Genomic DNA, 14,694 nt, shown 5'->3' with positions numbered 1-14,694 from the left:
TCGGGCTTTATTGCTCGATCTATATTCATCGCACCGCATCGTCGTTATTTATCGAATTTATGGCTGAGCGCAACGAACTTCCCACCGAGAACTCCTCCGCACCGGCCAACGTGTTGTCGACCAAGATCGATCCTACGTCGGCACGCTTCGAAGCCAACATGCGATTTCTGGCGGACTTGATGTCGCAGGTGCGCAATGAGGGCGAAAAGATTTGCGAGGGCGGAGGGGCAAAGGCCACTGACAACCAGCACGCCAAGGGGCGACTGACGGCGCGGGAGCGAATTGCGCTGCTGGCCGATGCGGGGAGCTTTTTCGAACTCGGCCTTTACGCCGCGCATGGCATGTACGAGGAGTGGGGTGGAGCTCCGGCCGCCGGCGTGATCACGGGGATGGCGCGGGTTGAGACGCGAATGGTAATGATCATCGCAAACGACGCCACGGTGAAGGCGGGCGCGTTTTTTCCGATGACGTCGAAGAAGGTGATTCGTGCGCAGAACATTGCCATCGACAATCGTATTCCGACGATTTACCTGGTCGATTCCTCGGGAGTATTTCTGCCGCTGCAAGAGGATGTCTTTCCCGACACCGACGATTTCGGGCGCGTCTTTCGAAATAACGCCGTAATGTCGGCGATGGGCGTTCCGCAGATCGCGGCCATCATGGGCATGTGCGTGGCGGGTGGCGGATACTTGCCGGTAATGTGCGATCACGTGCTGATGACGGATGGCAGCGGATTATTTCTTGCCGGGCCGGCGCTGGTGCAGGCGGCGATTGGGCAGAAAGTTTCCGCCGAAGATCTGGGCGGCGCGGCGATGCATTCGGCGATCAGCGGGACAGTCGACTTCCGAGAAGCGAATGACGAGGCCTGTATCGCGCGCATTCGTTCGATTGTCGAGAAGTGGGGATACCGTCGGCTTTCGCCGTGGGACCGCAAAAAGCCAGTCGAGCCGGTGTTAACTGCGGAGGAAATTTACGGAATTTACGATTCGTCGCCGGCGCGGCCTTATGACATGAAAGAAGTGCTGGCGCGCGTGCTCGACGGCAGCCGCTTTGATGAGTACAAGCCGGAGTACGGCAAGACTCTCATTTGCGGATATGGGCGGATTGGCGGCTTTGCGGTCGGCATCGTGGCCAATCAGAAACTACATGCACAGCAAACGGATCACGAGGGGCACAAGCGCGTCGAGTTCGGCGGGGTGATCTACACGGAGTCGGCGGAAAAAGCAGCGCGTTTCATCATGGATTGCAACCAGAATTTGATTCCGCTCGTATTTTTTCATGATGTGAACGGGTTCATGGTGGGGCGCGATGCGGAGTGGAGCGGGATTATCAAGGCGGGAGCGAAGATGGTGAATGCGGTTTCGAATTCCGTGGTGCCGAAAATTACGGTGATCGTCGGGGGATCGTTCGGCGCGGGGCATTACGCGATGTGCGGGAAGGCGTACGATCCGCGATTTGTGTTTGCCTGGCCCACGGCGCGCTACGCCGTGATGAGCGGGGACGCCTCGGCGGGAACGCTGGTAGAGGTCAAAGTTAAGCAACTGGAACGCGGCGGCAAAAAGCTGAGCGAGGAAGAAAGAAAAGAACTATACGAGTCGGTGAAGCGCACCTACGACGAGCAGACCGATCCACGGTACGGCGCGGCGCGGTTATGGATCGACAAGATAATCGATCCCGTCGAAACCCGGGATGCGATTACGCAGGCATTGGAAGCGGCGGCGCTGAATCCGGATGTGCCGGAGTTTAAGGTGGGTGTTCTGCAAACGTGATTCAACTTCTTGGCCACGGATTGGCACGGATCAAAACTGATCGAGCAGAAGAATTAAACTGTTCCCTGCAAATCCGTGAAGATCCGTGGCTGATAGTTTTGCATGAGTGGCTTGGTCAAATTGATTGAGTGCCCGCGGGATGCCTGGCAGGGGCTGAAGGGGATGATCCCTGCCGATTTGAAAGTGGATTACCTGAAGGCGCTGATCAGCGTGGGCTTCAAACATATTGACGCGGTGTCGTTCGTATCGCCGAAAGCTGTGCCGCAGATGGCAGATTCGGAAGAAGTGCTGAAGGAACTGGACCCGCCGGATGACGTGGAGATCATCGGGATCGTGGTCAACGAAAAGGGCGCGCAGCGGGCGATTGAGACCAAGGCGGTATCGACGCTGGGATTTCCTTATTCGATCTCGGAGACGTTCCTCCGCAAGAATCAGAATCAGGCCCCCGAGGCGGCGCTGGAAGAATTGGAGAAAATTCAGAACAAAGCAGATGCCGCGGGGCTCGATGTCGTGGTTTACATTTCGATGGCATTTGGAAATCCGTATGGCGATTTGTGGAATCCGGACGAGGTGATCGAAGCCATTTCCCTGATGGAAGTCGACAATCTGCGGATGATTTCGCTGGCGGATACGGTTGGAATGGCAAACGTGCAACAGGTCAGCGATCTGGTGGGCGCGGTGATGGCCAAGTACGACTACCTCGAGATTGGCGTGCACCTGCACAGCCGCCCGGGGCAGGCGGCGGAGAAAATTCTTGCGGCTTTCGATGCTGGTTGCCGGCGCTTTGACTCTGCATTAGGCGGACTCGGTGGTTGTCCCTTTGCGCAGGACGCTTTGGTTGGTAACATCCCGACAGAGACGGTAATCGAGACACTGAAGCAGCGCGGAGCTGAATTGCCGCCGCTGAAACCGCTGAATGCTTTGCTGAAGGCTACCGCGGGGATCGGGGCGAGGTACTCGAGTTCGGACGCGGCAGACTAGTCAGCCACGGATTTGCACGGATCATCACGGATAAATCGAATGCGTGAGCTATAACACGATACAACTCGCATACGGCGCGGGCGTGGCGACGATCACGCTGAATCGGCCGGAGAAGCGCAACGCGATCAGCTTCGATCTGATTGAGGACTTGTTGCGGGCGCTTGACGAAGTCGCGAAATCCGACGCGATAGTCCTCATTGTGACCGGAGCGGGCAAGGCGTTTTGTTCGGGGATGGATCTGGACAATTTGAAGTCGCTGCTGGGGCGATCGGCTGAGCAGAACCTTCAGGATTCACAGACGATGGTGCGGTTGTTCCGGTCGCTGTATGAATTTCCCAAGGTGACGATCGCTGCGGTGAACGGCGCGGCGATTGCCGGTGGAACTGGGCTGGCGCTGCTGTGCGACTTCACGCTCGCAGTGCCGGAAGCGAAGTTCGGTTATACCGAAGTGCGAATCGGCTTTGTGCCGGCGATTGTTTCGACATTTTTATTGCGGCAGGTGGGCGAGAAGCAGGCACGCGATTTGTTATTGACAGGAAGGCTTTTCGGGGCAGAGGAAGCGGCACGCATGGGACTGGTCAGCGAAATTGCCGAGGCCGACGAACTGATGACGCGCGCTCACGAACTTGCCGCCCTGCTGATGGAGAACAGTCCGGCATCGTTGCGCGCTACCAAGCAACTGCTCACCGATCACGCCGGTCCTGAACTCGACAAACAGATCGAAGCCGCCGTGCGCGAGAACGCCGCGATCCGAACCACGGCAGACTTTCGCGAAGGGATTACATCGTTTCTGGAAAAGCGCAAGCCGGTATGGACCGGAAAATGACTTAGACGGGAAAATGAATTCCAATCATCCTCATGAGTTTCACGAGACCCGGCTGCGGGTGCGCTATGCCGAGACCGACCAGATGGGCGTTGTGTATCACTCGAACCATCTGATCTGGTTCGAAGTGGGGCGCGTGGAACTGATGCGGGAGATGGGATTTTCCTATCGCGACATGGAGCGCGACGATGGACGATTCATCGCGGTGGCGGAAGTGCAGTGCCGCTATCGCGCTCCCGTATATTACGACGAAGAAATTCTGATACGAACGCGGCTGAAGACGGTGCGCGAGTCAGTCATCATCTTCAGCTATGAACTGGTGCGGGCTGACAACAACGTATTGGTAGCGGAGGGCGAGACCACGCACATCGTCACTGACTCGAAGATGAAAGTGGCGGCTTTGCCGGAGAAATACCTGACGGCGTTCCGTGCCGCGATGGGAAAGTAAGCTCGGGTTGGCCTGAACGGACGAGCACCGAAGCGCTGGAACACTTCACCGAGCAATTTTTACGGAGCAACTTTTCACGGAACAATCTTTTCATGGAGCAATCTTGAACGCACTCCACATTAACGGAGACGATCTCACGCTGGAAGATCTCGGCGAGGTCGCGAGCGTCGCTTCGCGACGAGCGGCTTTGCTGGCTCCGGACGCGCGACAAGCGGTGAACCTGGCTCGCGCCGTGGTCGACGAAATTGTCGTCAGCAATAAAGTCGCTTACGCCATCACCACCGGGGTCGGGAAGTTGAGCGACGTACGCATCGCGGGCGACCAGATTCGAGAGTTGCAGGTCAATCTGGTGCGCTCCCATGCAGTCGGGGTGGGTGAACCGCTCTCCGTCTCCGAGACGCGCGCCATGATGGTGCTGCGGGCGAATTCGCTGGCCAAGGGGCACTCCGGAGTTCGGGCGATCGTGATCGACACACTTTGCGAGATGCTCAATCGTGGAGTTACGCCGGTGGTGCCGTCGCAGGGGAGCGTGGGCGCGAGCGGCGATCTGGCGCCGCTGGCGCATCTGGCGCTGGCTTTGATTGGCGAAGGCGAGTGCATTGACGAAAGAGAAGTGCGCGTTCCCAGCGCGGAGGCGTTGAAGCGGGCGCAAATTAAACCTCTTGTGCTTGAGGCCAAGGAAACGATCTCGCTGATCAACGGAACGCAAGCCATGCTGGCGGTGGGAACTCTGGCGTTACTGGCAGCCGAAACACTCGTCGACACTGCCGACGTGTTAGGGGGCTTGTGCTGCGATGCACTGAAGGGAACCGACGCAGCATTTGACGAGCGGATTCACCAGGCGCGTCCGCATTCCGGACAGATCAAGACCGCGGCCAATTTACGTCACATGCTGGAGGGCAGCCAGATCCGCGAGTCGCATCGCGAATGCGGGCGCGTGCAGGATGCTTATTCTTTACGCTGCATTCCGCAAGTTCATGGAGCGGTGCGAGACACATTCGATCACTGCCGCAAGGTGTTCGAGACGGAGGCAAATTCCGCGGTTGACAATCCCCTTGTTTTCCTCGGCAACTCCAAGCTGACGGATGCGAAGAGCGCCCAGGGCGACGTAATCTCCGGCGGAAATTTTCACGGCGAGCCGCTGGCTTTTGCTTTGGATTTTATGGCGATTGCGTTGAGCGCACTGGCGGGCATCAGCGAGCGGCGGATCGAAAGGATGGTGAATCCCGCACTGAGCGAGGGATTGCCGCCATTTCTTGCATCCGGCGCGGGACTGAATTCCGGCTTCATGATGCCGCAGGTCACGGCGGCGGCGCTGGTCAGCGAAAACAAAGTGTTGGCTCACCCCGCCTCGGTGGATTCGATTACGACTTCGGGCAACAAAGAAGACTTCGTCTCCATGGGCATGACGGCCGCGATCAAACTGAAACGAGTCGTTGACAACACGCGCAACGTGCTGGCGATTGAGGCCATGGCGGTGGCGCAGGCGCTGGACTTTCTGGCTCCGTTGAAAACTTCGAAGCGAGGAGAGGCCGCTCATGCTGCGATTCGGGCCGTGTGCCCTGCCATGGAGAAAGACCGGGTAATGTATAAAGATTTCGCGCGGATTGCGGAATTGATTCAGAGTGGAAAGATTGCGGCAGCTCTGCGTTAGTTTCAGCGATCAGGAATTTCGAAATGAAGACGCTTACGGAATATTTGAAGTTTCACACCAAAACGCATCGTGCTTACGTGCACATCACGCCGCAGGTCGATGAGATCGTCGCTAAGAGCGGAGTACGGGAAGGCATGGTGCTGGTTTCGGCGATGCACATTACCGCCGGAGTGTATGTCAACGACAACGAGAGCGGCTTGATCGAGGACATCGATCAGTGGCTGGAGCATCTGGCGCCGTTTCGCAAGAACTACAAGCATCATGAAACCGGCGAGGACAATGGCGACTCACATCTCAAAGCGCTGCTGATTCATCATGAAGTAATCGTGCCCATTACCGCGGGCAAGCTGGATTTGGGCACATGGCAGCGAATTTTTTACGCGGAATTCGATGGGCAGCGGGACAAGCGCGTGATCGTAAAAGTTATGGGAGAGTGACGCGATGTCGGAAGAGCTAAACGAATTACAGGAACACGCAGAGCATGCGAAACACGATCCCACGCTGGCGCCGATCTCGATGACCATGGCGATGCTGGCGGTGCTGGTAGCGGTAGTCACTTTGCTTGGGCATCGCGCCCACACTGAAGAAGTCGTGCTACAAGCTAAGTCTTCCGATCAATGGGCCTACTATCAGGCTAAGAATATTCGGCGGCATACTGACGAACTCTTCGTCGACCTGACCTCGGTAGAGGCGACTACCGACGCTGCCACTCTGGCCAAATTGCATGACAAGTATGCCGGCGAGGCGGCTCGCTACAAAGACGAACAAAAGGAAATCGAGGACAAGGCGCGCGATATGGAAACCGAAGTTGGCCACGAGCGGAATCGCGCCGATCGATTTGATCTGGCGGAAGTCTTTCTCGAAGTGGGGTTGGTGATCACGTCGATTACGCTGCTCTCGGGGCGTAGAATCTTCTGGTATCTGGGCGTGTTGCTGGGTGTTGTAGGAATCGTGATCGCGACGACCGGATTCCTGGTGCACTAGGTCTGCGTCCGGCTAATCCTTATTGCTTCCGGCGCGGAAGTGGATGCAACTTCATATTTCCCATCCGGCTTTACTACCAGGAATGGACCAATCGCCAGTGTATCCATTCGCGTGCGCTGAAAGCAGTCGATCGCTTCTTCGGGCGTGCAGACAATCGGCTCATTCTCGTTGAAGCTGGTGTTGAGAATCACGGGAATGCCGGTTTTGCGATGGAAGGCGGAGATGAGATCGTAGTACATCGGATTCTCTTCGCGCGTTACGCTCTGGAGGCGGCCGGTATCGTCCACGTGATTCACAGCGCACAGTTCCTTACGCTTCTCGGCCCGAATTTTATAAACGTGCAGCATGAAGGGCGAAGGATGATCGCGTTCGAAGTACTCGCGTTGATAGTCAGCCAGGATGGAAGGCGCAAAAGGCCGGAACCACTCGCGGTGCTTGATGCGGGCGTTGAGAACATCTTTCATATTAGGCAGGCCGGGATGTGCGACGATCGAGCGATTGCCGAGGGCGCGGGGACCCCACTCCATGCGGCCCTGAAACCAGCCGACGACATTGCCGGCTGCAATCTCATCCGCGACTGCATCGAGTAATGCGGCGCGATCCAATTTGCGAGCGTCTAGCCCGGCGCGCTGAAGCGCCGATTGGATGCGCGAGTCGGAGAACTCCGGACCGAGGTAGGAATTCTTCAATTCGTGGCGGTGCGGTTGCTTGAGCACGGAATGATAGGTATGCAGAGCGGCGCCAATGGCCAGGCCTTCGTCTCCGGCGGCGGGCTGAATGTAGGTTCGGCGGAAGGGCGTGCGATCGAATAGTTTGCCATTGGCCACGCTATTGAGTGCGCATCCGCCGGCCAAGGCAAGGTCTTCAAGCGGGACTTGACTATGAAGCTGATTCGACAGATGGAAAAATATCTCTTCAAAGCGGTTTTGCATGGCGAAGGCCAGGTCCATGTCGCGCTGGGCGATCTCAGCATGAGGGTGGCGCGGGTCGCCGAATAACTCCTCCATTCGCGCGGAGAAATGGCGCGCCAGCTTTACGGTACCGTCGGCGAGAACCTGCATCCCCTGATTGCTGCCCAGCGACTTGAAATAGCTAAGGTCGAGTGCAAAACCTCTGTTTGCCTTGAAACTCGGCGTAACGATCTTGCCGATCGCTTCGCAGTACGTATCTTTTCCGTAGGGCGCGAGGCCCATAACTTTGCCTTCGTCGCCATATTTGCCATAGCCGATGAATTCGCAAATCATGCTATAGAAGCTGCCCAGCGAGTGCGGAAGAAACACTCGATCGAGGACTTCGATTTCGTTGCCTTCGCAGCGGGCCATCATGGTGGAAACGAAATCGCCGGAGCCGTCGTAGCTGAATCCTGCCGCCTTATCCCAGGGCGAGCAGTAGTAGGCGCTGGCAATATGGGCGATGTGATGTTCGAGATGATGCTCCTGAAAACGAAGTTGCGCCGCATCGACGTCGAGCGCCTTCGAGAGCAGCGAGCGCACGTCGCGCATGGCTTCTTTGCGCTGACGAAGCCGAATAAAGTTCAGGATCTTGGCCGGGTTCGCCAGCGCGTATTGAACTTTCTTCGTGAGATTCGCGTCGCTGTCTTGTCCGACGGCAATATGTTCGATGTCGGAAATCTTCGCGCCGACGGCATCCAGGCAGGCTTTGACCGCGAGGGCGGGAAAGCCGCCGAAATGTTTTTGGCGGTTCAAGCGCTCCTCGGCGATGGCAAATTTGATTTCGCCGTCGAGCACGATCGCCGCGGAGGCATCGGCGTGAAACATGTTGAGGCCCAGAATCAGCATGAACTACATTCGCCTCCTCGGATGTTGCGTGCGAATCATTATCTGAAAATCACGGTTGAACGCTGGAGTTTTCCCGCGCTGCATCCAGAAATGCTGCGGCGCGTACAGCCAGGCGGTTGCCGGTCCCCAGCGCCTCATGGACGCGCAGGGTAGCGAGCGTAGAGCACACCAGATCGTCGAATTCGATCGGGGCCTGGGCATGCTGCTGCGCGGCCTGCGCAAATGCTGCCCACTCGGCCTGATGTCCTTTGTCCTGACGCCAGCGCGCATGAATCGTCTGTTTGCGGCCGCTGCGTACTAGTTCCAGACGGCGAAAATCTTCGAGCACCGCGGCGCTTCCGCCCCCGAACACTTCGATGCGTTCTTTGGAGAATGCACGGTCGCCATTGGCCAGATAACCGATCGTCCCCTCGGAGCCGTTGGCAAAGCGCAACGAGATCAGAACATTGTCGCCACTGTAGCGACCGGAGTTGCCGACAGCTCGCGCTTCGACTTCGACGATAGGTGCGCCCGCGAGAAAGGCGAGGAGGTCGACGAAGTGGCAAACCTCGCCGAGAATGCGGCCGCCTCCCTGCTCAGGATCGTTCACCCAATGGCCAGGAGAAAGATGCCCGGCGTTAATACGATAGTGCAGCGCCAGCGGTTCGGCGATAGGAGCGAGGAATGATTTAAGGCTTAGGGCCATGGGGGCGAAGCGGCGATTGAAGCCGACCATCAGCGCCGGACGCCGAGCCGAAGGGATTGAAAGATAGGCATCGACGATTGCGCGTAACTCATCTTCAGTCAGGCACAGCGGCTTTTCGCAGAAGACGTGCTTCCCTGCCGCTAGCACTGCCAGGACCTGTTTCGCGTGCAGATGGTGGCGAGTGGCGATGACAACCGTGTTGATGTTGGAATTTCGAATGAGATCGCTCTCGTCGGTCGAGGACTGGGAGAATCCGAATTTCTTTGCGGCGTGCTGGGCGTGAGATCCAGTGGCCGCACAAACTACAACGAGAGTGGTGTTCGACGACGCTTTCAGCGCGGGAATGAGCGTGCCTGCGGCAAAGACTCCAGCGCCCAGCACTCCGACGGAAACGTTGCCCGCAACTGGAGGCTGGGCCGGTTGCACGCTTTGTGGCGCAAGCGCGAGGGTTCGCGCCGCTTCCGCACCCGCGGCATATTGAATTACGACTCCCAGGAACGGCTCGCTCGACTTTCCGGTGATTAAGTCATAAGCGCTCTGGACGCGCTCGATCGGAAAACGGTGTGTGATCAGCGCACTCACATCCAGCTTTCCCTCGGCGAGCAGGCGCACGAAGGCTTCCATGTTACGGGTTTCGGTCCAGCGCACGTAACCGATGGGATAGTCTCGGCCTTTCTGCTCGTAAGCGGCGTCGTAGCGGCCGGGGCCGTAGGAGCGCGAGACGCGGAAGTCGAGTTCCTTCTCGTAATAGGCTTTGCGCTGGATGTCCATGCCGACCGTGCCGACAGCGACGACGATCGCGCGATCCCGCGCGATGGCGCCTGCCAGATTGACCGGATCGCTGCTGGAGGTTTCGGCCGCGATCAGGACGCAGTCAACGCCGGCGCCACTCGATGTCTCAGAACAGAGATCGCGAAAGGCCGCGGCAGAACTGGCGACGCCGTCGGCGCCCATTTTTCCAGCCAGGTCAGCGCGCGATGCATCAGTGTCCATTCCCAGTACGTTGCAGCCCGCAGCCTTCAGCAGTTGTACGCTGAGTTGGCCCAGCAAGCCCAAACCAATCACGGCGACAATATCGCCCAGCCTGGACTCGGAAGTGCGGATGCCGTGCAGAGCCACAGCACCGAGCGTACAGAATGCAGCTTCATCGAATGGGACTTCTCTGGGAGTTTCAGGTCGAACTTCGCCCGGAGTTTGCCCAAGGATCGAATTACGTGCAGGAATTCGCGCCATCAACAATCGCGGCACGCATGCGATCTCCGCGTGAACGGCGAAACCCGCGCCGGCGCAGGAGACGCGGTCACCCGTCCGCAAATCCATGACGCCCTCGCCGACGGCAATAACGGTTCCGGCGCTGCTATACCCCGGATTTTGCGGCTGGTCGAGACGACTGCGAACGGCCTGAATCGCGGCGACAATTCCGTCGCGCTGAACTTTACCGATGACTTCCCGCACTAGATCAGGTCGCGACTTCGCCTTCTGCAGCAGGCTCTTGCGCGCAAATTCCGCGGCTGCGCGCTCGGTTCCGGCCGATACTACGGATGCGGCAATCCGCACCAGCGCGCAACCGGGAAGAAGTTGCGGTGCGGGAACTTCCTCCACGGCAATTTCACCGCTGCGTGCGTCCTGGAGAACTTGTTTCAGAGCTTCACCTGTTCAGTCACGGGAACGTTCGGTTGGGATTTCATCCGGGACAGAACCGCGCGGAATTTTCCGTTGGGTTCCCTTTCGATTTCATCGAGGTATTCAAATCGAACGACAAGTTGCGCGCTGATCCAGCGTCGGATTTCGCGTCGAATATCCGCTTCGTCGCCGGCGCCGTAGCGGTCGCGGCGCACCACTCGAACTGTAATTTCGCCCACCTTCTCCTGGACGACCTGCGCCTCTTTTACCTTGAGCGCATCCTTGAACACATAGTCGAAGCGCATGATGCGGGCGCCCTCCGGGGTGATGACATAATCGTCCTGGCGTCCTTCAATGCGCAGCATGACCCTGGAAGTGCGCCCGCAAGGGCAGGCGCAACCGCCCTGCTGCCACACGCCAATATCGCCTACTTCGTAACGAATCAAGGGGAAAACGTCGCTGGCAAAACCGGTGCAGAGAATCGACTTGGCCGTACTGCCGGGATGAAGTTCTGTGCCTTCGATAATCCCAAACTCGAAGTCTTCATGGTAAACCAATTCTGGACACTGCGACGCGTTGCCACAACCTTCGGAGCAACCGTACTGGTCGCTCAGAACGGCGCCGGTTCCGGTGAATTTCTGGATGTCGCGGCGTTGAAAGTCGAGCAAGTTCTCTGCGCCAGTGAAAACTGCGCGGGGAGGGGCATGCAGAGTCAACCCGGCTTCCATGGCATGCAGCGCCAGCATATGGATGATCGACGGATACCCGGAATAGAACTCGAAACTGCGGGAGTTGAGAAACCCCATCACACTGCCGATTTTGGCGGGCGTGAGGTGATGCATGGTAAGCAAAGCCTGAGACAGGGGCCGATTCCAGCGCCAATAAGGCGGCGATTGCTGGTGGAGCGGAACCACTCGTTTGCCGGTGAAGTTCGCGTGCCATGCGCCGGGCTCAACGCCGAAGCGCAGCCGGTGACGCCACCATACCGCCCATTGAAACGCAATGGCCGCTTTCGTGACATAAAAATGCAGAGCTTTTCCCGTGGTTCCACTGGTGTGGCGAAATATAAGATCGCGACTGGACGCATCCTGCGAAACGAGGCGAGCGAAGTTCTGCCGCACGTCCTCTTTGGTCAGCACCGGCAGCTTAGAAAGATCCTCGCGGCAACGGATGTCGTCCGGCGATAACTTCAGACTCTTCCAGCGTTCGCGATAGTACGGGACGGTTTCATAGGCATGGCGGACGAGACGGCGAAGCCTTTCGTTCTGGAACGCTTCGATCTCCGACGCGCTCCATTGTTCGGAATCCATTAATTCCCGCAACCGCTGGTCAAAGATGCTTCCGAAACGGGCGCGCGCTTCTTTCTTGCCGTAGTACCAGCAGGCCGCATTCTGGAGGAAAACCGGCAAGCGAGGATAAATTTGCTCGACGAGAACGGATTCGCTCATGGCTGGTGAGCCGCCTCGACGGGTTGATCGGTGGAAATCTCGTGCGGGGAAAGTTCGATGTGTCCCTTCCAACCGAAGTGAGGGATAAAGCGAAGAGTATCGTCGGGGGAAACATCGACGAGTGACCGATTCCACGCAGAGTCGTTGCTTTGAATGACGATCTCGCGCCAGTGGTGATTGGCGAGCGGGAAACTCCGGCACTGAAACGCCCGCGACACAATCGGAATCTGGTCGGGATCAAAACCCATGAGATAGGCGCAAGCGGCGTCCACACTGGGGGGATGCACGCCAAACAGCAGAACTCCCGCGGGCACGGGGTCGGGGTTCAGCGGCCCGCTTCCTTGACCGGCCAGAATTCCATCGACCAAGACGAGATGGCGCTTACGGCTGTGCCGTTGGGGATCCCGGAGCGAACCGTCGGCGTTGCCATAGAACACCAGTTTGTTCAAGTCGAGGCACATGCGCCACACGGTGTCATTGCCGAACCAATTGCCGCTGCGAACGGTCGTCTCGGTATCGCCGAACATTGGCTTGCCCACGCCGCGAGCCAGTTGGTGAACCCAAGGGCCGACCACGGGAATGCGATGCGAAATCTCGCGAATGGCGGCGGCAACTTTGCGCTCGGTGCGGTGCTTCAAGCCGGGAGTGGGGGCCTCATCTCCGCCATGCGCTCGAGCGCCTTCGGTATGATGGGGCAGCCAGTTTTTGTCGGCGTTAACTCCTACCAGGTTTTTGAGACTCGCCGTAACGCCCGCTTTTTTATGAGTCTTCAACTTCGGCAGGCTGAACACTACATCGCACTGGATGGCGCAACCGGCGATGAGATATTCGTGGCGCCCGCCGCTGTGGTGACGATTGACCACGCCGGCATCGTAGTCCGCGCCGTAGTAGTGTCCGGCGCCGGGATGGCCGGCGAATTCGCTGGCTTGCCCGAGATCGAAGGCGATCGATCCATAAGGATTGGGAGAGAGCTTGCGACGCTCCACTACTACATCTCCGCGCGTGGTCCACTCTTCCCGCCGCAGATCGATGAGTTCGAAGGCGAGTCCGCGTGCCCGATACAAATCTCGAATGGCATCGAGGCCGAGAAGCCGTGATATCTCGGAAAACGAAGCGTCCGTTTGCGGCGCATCGGCAAGGATGATCTTGCCTTTTGGGCCGATTGCTTTCCAAACGTAGTCGGCGACCGCGCGGATCACGCTGCCGTGCGTAATTACATAGCGCCAGCCCTGGGGATCACGCGGGTGCCGCTGGTGCACCAGGTTCGGCTTCAGCAGAACGGTTTCGCCGGGATGAATCAATTCTCCCAACGGGTTCCACTCCGGCGTATTGAAGTGGGCGGCGTCGAGGCCCGCTGTTTGGAAGCAGCCACGCACGCCTTCGTAGGCGGGGTTCGATTCTGCTCCGGCATCGCCACAGGTATATTCCGGACAATACTCAGAGGGCGCGAAGGGCGGTGTCGACGAGTAGTCGGAGCTGCTGCCGCGCCAGGCAACCACTGAATTTTCCGGAAACCGTCTCATCGCGACTGCCGCATCGAGGTTCGAACCGCCTCGTCCTTTCCTGGCTGCCCTATTCGTTCCGCTCGTTGCAGTTCATAGATCTTCGATTTGATATGAAACGCTTGCACGCCCTGCAAGCCGCAATAAATCAGGCCGGGAACGCCATCGAGGAATCCCAGGCTGAAAAGATACTTGAATAAAAAGAACCACAGCGGAGCGCCGGGAAGGCGAAGGAACCTGGTTTTGAGCCAGCGGCGACGCTGCGCCTGCGTGCCGAAAAATGAGGGCTCGAGTTGCCCGTTGGCTTCACCTTCCATCCAGACTTTTGCTTCCCAATTGGAATATTCGTCGTGCTTGCGAATGTAGCGGGAGAGCGAATCGACGTTGCGGTGAGCCAGCGGATTCTTTAGCCGAGCCGTGGCGCCTTCGACCACAACGTGCTCGTGAATTTCCATGTCGGCCATGGATAAATCCTGATCTTTCAGGCGGCATTCGTAGCCGCCTTTGCCGCGGCGAAACAGTGAGAGCTTCCAGAAACCTGCGCCACCGTAGCGAAGCAGCCGGCTGAGAAAGTACATGCGCAGGGAAATGTAGTAGCCGTTGACGTTCGGGTCGGCGATGGCTTGGCGGATTTCCTGCTCGAGTGCGGGAGTCAGTTCTTCGTCGGCATCGAGCAGCAAAATCCAATCAAACGCGAGAGGCAGATTTTCCATGGCCCACTGACGCTTCTTGGGCCAGCCACCCTGGTAGTGGAATTGGACCAGATTGGCTCCGAAAGAACGAGCGATTTCAGGAGTCGCGTCGGTGCTCTGCGAGTCGATGACATAAATCTCGCCCATCTCGCCCAACGCTTCCAGACAACGAGGCAAATTTTTTTCTTCGTTCCGGGCGGCGACGATCACGCTGACCGGTAATCTTCCGTTCGCGGTCAGCGCGTCCAACTTGGCGATTTCTTCGACTTTTTGCATTTCTGAAATG

At 58.0% G+C, this 14,694-nt stretch carries 12 protein-coding genes; 7 read left to right on the top strand and 5 right to left on the bottom strand.

Translation table 11 applies throughout. The features are described from left to right. Positions 1-59: 59 nt before the first annotated feature. The 7 genes from VGM18_18595 (at position 60) to VGM18_18565 (ending at position 6,659) form a co-directional block, all read left to right on the top strand. Positions 60-1,769 carry an acyl-CoA carboxylase subunit beta gene (locus VGM18_18595; GenBank protein ID HEY3975023.1) on the top strand — a complete coding sequence of 570 codons (1,710 nt, stop codon included), beginning with the start codon at positions 60-62 and terminating at the stop codon, positions 1,767-1,769. A 102-nt stretch (positions 1,770-1,871) separates the two neighbouring features. Then, positions 1,872-2,750, top strand: coding sequence for a hydroxymethylglutaryl-CoA lyase (locus VGM18_18590; GenBank protein ID HEY3975022.1), 879 nt, complete (start codon positions 1,872-1,874; stop codon positions 2,748-2,750). A 43-nt stretch (positions 2,751-2,793) separates the two neighbouring features. After that, on the top strand, positions 2,794-3,576 hold the full coding sequence (locus VGM18_18585) for an enoyl-CoA hydratase-related protein (protein HEY3975021.1): 783 nt from the start codon (positions 2,794-2,796) through the stop codon (positions 3,574-3,576). A 13-nt stretch (positions 3,577-3,589) separates the two neighbouring features. Beyond that, entirely contained in the window at positions 3,590-4,021 is a 432-nt protein-coding gene (locus VGM18_18580; protein ID HEY3975020.1) for a thioesterase family protein, read from the top strand. Between the two features lie 103 nt (positions 4,022-4,124). Next, on the top strand, positions 4,125-5,675 hold the full coding sequence (gene hutH / locus VGM18_18575) for a histidine ammonia-lyase (protein ID HEY3975019.1): 1,551 nt from the start codon (positions 4,125-4,127) through the stop codon (positions 5,673-5,675). Between the two features lie 23 nt (positions 5,676-5,698). Further along, complete coding sequence (locus tag VGM18_18570; protein HEY3975018.1) at positions 5,699-6,112, top strand: secondary thiamine-phosphate synthase enzyme YjbQ; 414 nt, start codon at positions 5,699-5,701, stop codon at positions 6,110-6,112. A 4-nt stretch (positions 6,113-6,116) separates the two neighbouring features. Then, entirely contained in the window at positions 6,117-6,659 is a 543-nt protein-coding gene (locus VGM18_18565; protein HEY3975017.1) for a DUF4337 domain-containing protein, read from the top strand. On the opposite strand, the gene VGM18_18560 is transcribed toward VGM18_18565, so the two are convergent. The 5 genes from VGM18_18560 to VGM18_18540 are packed head-to-tail and all read right to left on the bottom strand — an operon-like array spanning position 6,656 to position 14,684. Next, entirely contained in the window at positions 6,656-8,458 is a 1,803-nt protein-coding gene (locus VGM18_18560) for a carbamoyltransferase C-terminal domain-containing protein (GenBank protein ID HEY3975016.1), read from the bottom strand. The genes VGM18_18565 and VGM18_18560 overlap by 4 nt on opposite strands. Before the next feature lie 49 nt (positions 8,459-8,507). Further along, on the bottom strand, positions 8,508-10,745 hold the full coding sequence (locus VGM18_18555) for a bi-domain-containing oxidoreductase (GenBank protein ID HEY3975015.1): 2,238 nt from the start codon (positions 10,743-10,745) through the stop codon (positions 8,508-8,510). A 38-nt stretch (positions 10,746-10,783) separates the two neighbouring features. Beyond that, complete coding sequence (locus VGM18_18550; GenBank protein ID HEY3975014.1) at positions 10,784-12,214, bottom strand: hypothetical protein; 1,431 nt, start codon at positions 12,212-12,214, stop codon at positions 10,784-10,786. Continuing rightward, positions 12,211-13,737: a DUF362 domain-containing protein gene (locus VGM18_18545; protein ID HEY3975013.1), complete on the bottom strand. Its 1,527-nt coding sequence runs from the start codon at positions 13,735-13,737 to the stop codon at positions 12,211-12,213. Before VGM18_18545 ends, VGM18_18550 begins: the two co-directional genes overlap by 4 nt. Beyond that, positions 13,734-14,684 carry a glycosyltransferase family 2 protein gene (locus VGM18_18540; GenBank protein ID HEY3975012.1) on the bottom strand — a complete coding sequence of 317 codons (951 nt, stop codon included), beginning with the start codon at positions 14,682-14,684 and terminating at the stop codon, positions 13,734-13,736. The genes VGM18_18545 and VGM18_18540 overlap by 4 nt, the downstream gene beginning before the upstream one ends. Positions 14,685-14,694 lie beyond the last annotated feature (10 nt).

The organism is Candidatus Sulfotelmatobacter sp. (assembly GCA_036500765.1).
Taxonomy (GTDB): domain Bacteria; phylum Acidobacteriota; class Terriglobia; order Terriglobales; family Acidobacteriaceae; genus Sulfotelmatobacter.
This window is presented reverse-complemented; position numbering and strand designations above follow the sequence as displayed.